The sequence below is a fragment of the Avibacterium endocarditidis genome (assembly GCF_002921145.1).
Classification (GTDB): domain Bacteria; phylum Pseudomonadota; class Gammaproteobacteria; order Enterobacterales; family Pasteurellaceae; genus Avibacterium; species Avibacterium endocarditidis.
Map to the genome: position 1 here is coordinate 1 of NZ_PQVI01000057.1, position 6,478 is coordinate 6,478.

The 6,478-nt window shown below is 43.2% G+C and carries 8 protein-coding genes and 1 pseudogene; 2 read left to right on the forward strand and 7 right to left on the reverse strand.

Translation table 11 applies throughout. The features are described 5' to 3' along the window. Positions 1-220 precede the first annotated feature (220 nt). The 3 genes and pseudogenes from C3Z13_RS04455 to icd form a co-directional block, all read right to left on the reverse strand. Positions 221-880, reverse strand: coding sequence for a S1 family peptidase (locus C3Z13_RS04455; RefSeq protein WP_103855123.1), 660 nt, complete (start codon positions 878-880; stop codon positions 221-223). Beyond that, positions 880-1,137, reverse strand: a complete 258-nt coding sequence (locus C3Z13_RS04460) for a hypothetical protein (protein ID WP_103855124.1) — start codon at positions 1,135-1,137, stop codon at positions 880-882. Before C3Z13_RS04460 ends, C3Z13_RS04455 begins: the two co-directional genes overlap by 1 nt. An 18-nt stretch (positions 1,138-1,155) precedes the next feature. Next, positions 1,156-2,412 (reverse strand): annotated as a pseudogene (gene icd / locus C3Z13_RS04465) (NADP-dependent isocitrate dehydrogenase). Between the two features lie 122 nt (positions 2,413-2,534). Here icd and C3Z13_RS04470 point away from each other — a divergent pair. Next, positions 2,535-3,236, forward strand: a complete 702-nt coding sequence (locus tag C3Z13_RS04470) for an rRNA large subunit pseudouridine synthase E (RefSeq protein WP_103855125.1) — start codon at positions 2,535-2,537, stop codon at positions 3,234-3,236. Further along, positions 3,229-3,684: an NUDIX domain-containing protein gene (locus tag C3Z13_RS04475; protein ID WP_103855126.1), complete on the forward strand. Its 456-nt coding sequence runs from the start codon at positions 3,229-3,231 to the stop codon at positions 3,682-3,684. The genes C3Z13_RS04470 and C3Z13_RS04475 overlap by 8 nt, the downstream gene beginning before the upstream one ends. A 72-nt stretch (positions 3,685-3,756) precedes the next feature. On the opposite strand, the gene C3Z13_RS04480 is transcribed toward C3Z13_RS04475, so the two are convergent. The 4 genes from C3Z13_RS04480 to rsmE all read right to left on the reverse strand — a co-directional run bounded on the left by C3Z13_RS04480 (position 3,757) and on the right by rsmE (position 6,334). Beyond that, complete coding sequence (locus tag C3Z13_RS04480; RefSeq protein ID WP_103855127.1) at positions 3,757-4,362, reverse strand: YagU family protein; 606 nt, start codon at positions 4,360-4,362, stop codon at positions 3,757-3,759. 236 nt (positions 4,363-4,598) lie between these two features. Then, entirely contained in the window at positions 4,599-5,018 is a 420-nt protein-coding gene (ruvX, locus tag C3Z13_RS04485) for a Holliday junction resolvase RuvX (RefSeq protein ID WP_103855128.1), read from the reverse strand. After that, positions 5,018-5,575, reverse strand: a complete 558-nt coding sequence (locus C3Z13_RS04490) for a YqgE/AlgH family protein (protein WP_103854503.1) — start codon at positions 5,573-5,575, stop codon at positions 5,018-5,020. The genes ruvX and C3Z13_RS04490 overlap by 1 nt, the downstream gene beginning before the upstream one ends. Before the next feature lie 24 nt (positions 5,576-5,599). Then, positions 5,600-6,334, reverse strand: coding sequence for a 16S rRNA (uracil(1498)-N(3))-methyltransferase (gene rsmE / locus C3Z13_RS04495; protein ID WP_103855129.1), 735 nt, complete (start codon positions 6,332-6,334; stop codon positions 5,600-5,602). Positions 6,335-6,478: the final 144 nt, after the last annotated feature.

Below are 6,478 nucleotides of genomic sequence, written 5' to 3' on the forward strand. Positions count from 1 at the left end.
GTTTCCAGTTTTGAAAATGAACTCCAAATTCTAGACACCTAAAAGATAGCCTTGGTTGCTATGAATTTCTTTTCATCTTCATGCGTTTTTTGTTTTTGCACAGGAACGAATTTTCAGCTGATGCATTCGTTTCAGCATTGTTTTTCCACTCAGACAATGCCCTTTCTTGCATAACTTTGCTGACCTGATAAATTTTCATAGCGAGCAATTAAATTCAGGCTCAATATTTGTTACCCTTATGTGCACCATTGATTAGCTTTCTCTTATTTGGGATGTCGGTCAGTGTTATTTTCCTTTTGTGTGGCGGATTATTGGGAGCAAGTGGCAGGGAGTGTATGATCTTTATCTGCGGTTTTGTTAATTCACAGGTATCGGTAAATGTTAATTCGCCATTTGGAAAGCAAGCGTTTAGCATTTCTGTTCCAGTCGCATAAATTGCGCCTTTTCGTACGGTGCTTTGACCTTTATCATTCACTTCACAAGGATTATCTAGAATACAGGATTTTCCATCTAGATTTCCTGTATTAATGATTGCTACGATATTTCCCGCACTGTTCAGCACAGGTGAACCGCTTGCACCGGGGACAATGTCGCAGTCATTGGTTTGCATAAGTCGTGTAACCTTATGCCATTGCCATTTGTCTTCTTTCACAAACTCTACTGTGCCATCAACTTGGCAGCGGTAACTTTGCTCTAAATTACCGCTAGTTATGGTTACACGATCGCCTACTGCAGGTAGCGTGCTGGTAATTCGTCGTGGCATAAGACGAAGCTTTTCTTTCAGTTCTCCGTATGTCAAGGTAGTGCGCAAGATCGCAACGTCTGTGTCCGTTAGCGTGGCATAGACAATATGATCAATGTTCAGACTACCAACAACAATTAAGGCACATTGCCACGATAAATGCGTGCTATATCAAAATGAGGGCGGTTGATGATAGCGTCTGTTGTAGCAAGTTGTTGACTGACACAATGTCCATTAGTGAGCAGTAATACTTTGTCGTTGTCTTTTTGTCCATAAAATTGAATGAGAGAGGCAGAACAACCGCGGATTTTCGCGATAGCATCGTAAGCTGCGGGCGCAGCAAAAAGGAGATGTCCAGTCAAAAAAGCTAAGAAAAAGACAAGAACCTTGATCATATTTTCTCCTGAGAAAAGCTACATATTCGCCACAATTTCTTCGGCAAATTCCGAAGTGGAGCACAATTTCGCGCCTTCTAACATTTCAGCAAAATCAAAGGTAACGGTTTTGTTTTCAATGGCTTTGGCGACTGCGTTTACCACTAAATCCGCGGCTTCTGTCCAGCCTAAATGGCGTAACATCATTTCACCGCTTAGGATTAATGAACCAGGGTTGCCTTTGTTTTGCCCTGCGATTTTTGGTGCTGTGCCGTGGGTGGCTTCAAAAATTGCTGCTTCCGCACCGATATTTGCCCCTGGTGAGATGCCAATTCCGCCCACTTGTGCGGCAAGAGCATCGGAAATGTAGTCACCGTTTAGGTTGAGTGTGGCGATGACATCGTAATCGGCTGGGTGGAGCAACACTTCTTGCAAGAACGCATCGGCAATAGAATCTTTGATGATAATTTCACGCCCTGTTTTGGATTGGTCAGTTTCATCAATGGGCCTTCATCAATGAGCGTTGCGCCAAACTCTTTGGCAACATCATAACCCCATTCTTTGAACGCACCCTCGGTGAATTTCATAATGTTGCCTTTATGTACAAGGGTGAGGGATTTTCTATCATTATCAATCACATATTGCAAAGCTGCGCGCACTAAACCCCTGTGTGCCTTGTTTTGAAACAGGTTTGATACCAATGCCACAATCTTGTGGGAAGCGAATTTTGTTCACACCCATTTCTTGTTGCAAGAATTGGATCACTCTATCCGCTTCCGGTGAGCCTGCTTTCCATTCCACGCCAGCGTAAATGTCTTCTGAATTTTCACGGAAAATCACCATATTTACTTTTTCAGGGTGCTTCACTGGGCTTGGCGTGCCGCTGTAATAGCGAATTGGACGCAAGCAGTTGTAAAGATCCAAGCCTTGACGCATTGCCACGTTGAGCGAGCGAATGCCACCGCCCACTGGGGTCATCAACGGGCCTTTGATCGCAACGTGATATTCTTTAATAAAATCAAGGGTTTCTGCTGGTAGCCAAGTGTTTTCGCCATAAACTTCATTGGCTTTACCGCCAGCATAAATTTCTAACCAAGAAATTTTGCGTTTGCCTTGATAGGCTTGTTCCACGGCGGCATCGATCACGCGTTGCATTGCAGGCGTTACATCGACGCCAATGCCATCGCCCTCAATAAATGGAATAATTGGATTATCAGGCACGATTAATGCGCCCTGTGCATCTAAACGAATTTTTTCACCTTGCGGGATAACAACGGCGGATTGGGTTTGACTCATTGGATTTCTCCTTTATGCTTGATGTTGTGTTATAGTGAATGGAATGTTTAACAAAAGTGGCATTAATGATTGTTAAAAATGTGTCTTTTGTTAAGTAACAAATCAACATTTCCATAACATATATGAAGGCAAAATTTCTTTCAAGCCGTAATCATCAAGAACGGCAAAATTTACGCAAAAAAACGGTTCAGCATTTTGCTCGTAAAAAAACAAGCACACCGAATTTCGCCCAAACCAAAGTGGTGCTGTTTAACAAGCCCTTTGATGTGCTAAGCCAATTTAGCGATGAAAATGGGCGGCAAACGCTGAAAGATTTTATCCCTATTGAGCAGATTTACCCCGCAGGGCGTTTGGATCGCGATAGTGAGGGCTTGTTAATTCTTACCAACAACGGCGAAATTCAGCATCGACTAGCTGATCCGAAATATAAAACAGAGAAAACTTATCTGGTGCAAGTGGAAGGTGAGCCAACGGAAAGCGAGCTTGAACCACTGCGCCAAGGTGTAATGTTAAAAGATGGTAAAACCTTGCCGGCGAAAGTGCGGTTGATTTCTGCGCCAAATTTTTTATGGCAAAGGGATCCGCCTATTCGTGAGCGAAAAAACATTCCCACAAGCTGGTTAGAAATTAAAATTTGCGAAGGAAAAAACCGTCAAGTGCGCCGAATGACAGCACATATCGGATTTCCCACTTTGCGTTTAATTCGCCGCGAAATGGCAGGATTTAATGTAGAAAATTTGCCATTAGGGCAGTATTATCAATTGAATTCCCAAGAGCTAGAAGCACTTTATCAACGGTTAAAATTAAGGAAATCCAATGCATAGACCTTATATAACAATGGCGTGCGTAGTGCATTGCCAAGGCAAATTTTTATTTGTCAAAGAATTTGAATACGGCAAAATGACCTTAAACCAACCTGCGGGGCATTTAGAGCAAAACGAAACGATCCTTGCCGGTGCAATACGCGAATTACGCGAAGAAACAGGTATTGATGCCACCCCAAACAAGCTGATTAAAATCTATCAATGGCACGCACCGCGTAGCCAAAAAGATTATTTACGCTTTGTGTTTGCAGTAGAGCTTGCAGAGCAGTTGCCCATTCGCCCAAGGGATCTTGATATTGAGGGCGGTTTATGGCTCACTCCCGCAGAATTTCAGCATTATATCCAACAAGACGGACAAGCAGAACGCAACCCACTTGTCAGCCAAGCCCTGCAAGATTATTTAAATGGTGAAGGGGTGAGTTTAGATGTGTTGAAGGTGTTTGAATAAAAATGGGTGAAATTTACACCGCACTTTAGTTTTAGGCGAAAATAAAGCCCGAATGGCTCGGGCTTTACTTGATTAACGATAAGGTTGATCTAATGGAACTTCAGGGTCTGGTTGGTGCGTGATGCGGTTACGTAAATCACGACGCACAATCTCAATTGTCCAGAACCAGAAAACATGGCCCACTAATTCAGAAACGTGTTCGTATAATGGCCAGTCTAATACTGGTGGTGTTAAACCTAAAGCAGGGAATGTGATGTAGTGTACACAAACATCAGCAATTAAACCAGCACCCACACCTTGCCAGAATTTGATTTTAGGGAAACGCTCTGCAACCACACAGTAACCCACAGCAAATACGATTGAGAAGGTGATGTGTGTTACCCCAATCCAGTTAAAACCGTGATCAGCGAAAGTAAACACAGCTTCAGTTGGATCAATACCAAGATAATCACGCAAGAAAACGTGTGGTGGGTTCAAAAACGCACGAGAGCACACTTCTAAAGCTTGTGATGGATCTTGACAAGCCGCAACGAATAAATCAAATGGGCTGCGTGGTGGGAATGGATGCTCTGCTCCCCATTTTACGAAAGCAGAAAGTAAACCCGCAATAATACCGACAAAAGCTGCAATCCCATAACGGCGACGTGCAGGATCGGTTTGAGTGAAAATACCTGACATATAATGCTCCAAATAAAATAATGGTTGTTGATTTATTAAATTTTATTAAATAAATAAAATCGTTGGCAATTCTATGCCTAATTGGGAATTAGTCAAGGAATTTTCTACCTATAAAGAGATAATTCAAAAGAAGTAGGGTTGGGCGAGTAAAAATTGAGCGCAAAGAGAATTAAAAAGAAAACGCAGAATTGACAATTCTCTTGAAAATTCTGCGTAATATATTGTTTTCAAAAGTATTATTCTTCACGGCTTTCAAACCAACTTTCTAAAATAATGCAGGCAGAAATGCTGTCCACCTTGCCTTTTTCAAGCGCTTTAAAGCCACCACGTTGGAAAATCTCGGCGCGCGCTTCGGTGGTGGTTAGGCGTTCATCTTGTAAGGTAACGGTTACGCCAAATCGTCCGTGTAAGCGATTGGCGAATTTTTTGGCACGTTGGGTTAGGGGCTGTTCTGTACCGTCCATATTTAAGGGTAAACCGACTACAACAATGTTAGGCTTCCATTCGTTTAGACATTTTTCGATAGCTGCCCAATTGGGAATGCCATCTTGTGCTTTAAACGCAGGTAACGGCTGGGCAGAGCCGGTGATACTTTGCCCCACAGCGCAGCCGATACTTTTCGTACCAAAATCGAAAGCTATGGCGGTAATCCCCATTAGCAATGCCCCGCTTGATAAGCAAAATTATGTTGCTGAATACCTAATAGTTGATTTGCTGCTAACCAGCGCTCTAAATAAGGCACATCAAATAAAATATGTTCATTGGCTGGCACAACAAGCCAATCGTTATTCGCAATCTCTCTTTCTAATTGCTCAGGCGACCAACTGGCGCAACCTAATGCCACTAAACATTTTTCAGGGGCTTGCGGTGTACCAAGCGTATCAATCACATCAGCAGAGGTGGTGAGCCATAAATTATCGGCAACTTTATGGCTATTCATAAAGGGTTTTGCTGTTTCTGTGTGTAAAATAAAGCCTCGTTCAAGGTTGGTTGGCCCACCTGCAAGGACGAGATCGTCAGGGTATTTGCGGTCATCGGCCATCATAAAATTCATCTTAATACATAATTCTGCAATACTCAGATCGGTGGGCTGAGTTAGCACCAATCCCATTGCACCTTGCTCATTATGCTCGCAAATATACACCACGGAACGATAAAAATGATCGTCTTCCAAATGGGGCATTGCGATTAAAAAATGGTTTTGTAATTGCATATTTTCTTTCCTAAATTCAAGGGGTTAGGCTAAATCCCCAAAACAAACCTGTAACGCGGTGATTGCGCTTAATGCCGCGGTTTCTGTGCGTAACACACGCTTGCCAAGTAAAACTTCGGTGAAGCCTTGTTGCTCCGTTTGCGCAATTTCTTGCGGCGACAAGCCTCCTTCTGAACCAATGAGCAAGCGCACCCCTTCAGGCGGCATTGTGGGCAAGGTGCGAATGGAATATTTCGCGCGTGGGTGCAAATTCAGCTTTAACATACCGTCTTGCTCCGCACACCATTCTTCTAATTTCATCATTGGACGGATTTCTGGGATCACATTTCGCCCGCACTGCTCACAAGCGGAAATCGCAATTTTCTGCCATTGCTGAATTTTTTTCGCCATACGTTCCGCATCGAGCTTTACCCCACAGCGTTCCGACCACAACGGCGTGATCACCTTCACCCCAAGCTCAACGGATTTTTGAATAGTAAATTCCATTTTCTCACCACGGGACATCACCTGCCCAAGATGAATGTGCAGCGGACTTTCCCGATCATCAAACTGACGATCTAAAATCTCCACACCCACCGCTTTTTTGCTCACTTGCGTAATCACCGAGGGGTAAATATGGTTGCTACCATCAAATAATTCAAGGTGCTCTCCCACCTTCATTCGCAACACCCGCCCAACGTGATTCGCCGCTTCTTCCGTTAATTCACACTGAGTTTGCCCCAACAAAGAAACGGGGTGATAAATTCTTGGTACTCGCATTTTTTCTTACTGTTAATTAAGGTTTGTCTATCATATCAGAAATTGAGGTGATAGGCGGTGATTGTTTTTACAAAAGTGCGGTCGTTTTTTGTGAGATTTTTGGCGTAGCTGTACCAAAAATAATTTTTACGCTTGGGAAAAGTG

Excerpts from the sequence above, each read along its gene's own strand:
- C3Z13_RS04460 (WP_103855124.1), bottom strand. The coding sequence starts at position 1,137 with ATGATCAAGGTTCTTGTCTTTTTCTTAGCTTTTTTGACTGGACATCTC.
- C3Z13_RS04470 (WP_103855125.1), top strand. The coding sequence starts at position 2,535 with ATGAAGGCAAAATTTCTTTCAAGCCGTAATCATCAAGAACGGCAAAAT.
- C3Z13_RS04475 (WP_103855126.1), top strand. The coding sequence starts at position 3,229 with ATGCATAGACCTTATATAACAATGGCGTGCGTAGTGCATTGCCAAGGC.
- C3Z13_RS04480 (WP_103855127.1), bottom strand. The coding sequence starts at position 4,362 with ATGTCAGGTATTTTCACTCAAACCGATCCTGCACGTCGCCGTTATGGG.
- ruvX (WP_103855128.1), bottom strand. The coding sequence starts at position 5,018 with ATGGGGATTACCGCCATAGCTTTCGATTTTGGTACGAAAAGTATCGGC.
- C3Z13_RS04490 (WP_103854503.1), bottom strand. The coding sequence starts at position 5,575 with ATGCAATTACAAAACCATTTTTTAATCGCAATGCCCCATTTGGAAGAC.
- rsmE (WP_103855129.1), bottom strand. The coding sequence starts at position 6,334 with ATGCGAGTACCAAGAATTTATCACCCCGTTTCTTTGTTGGGGCAAACT.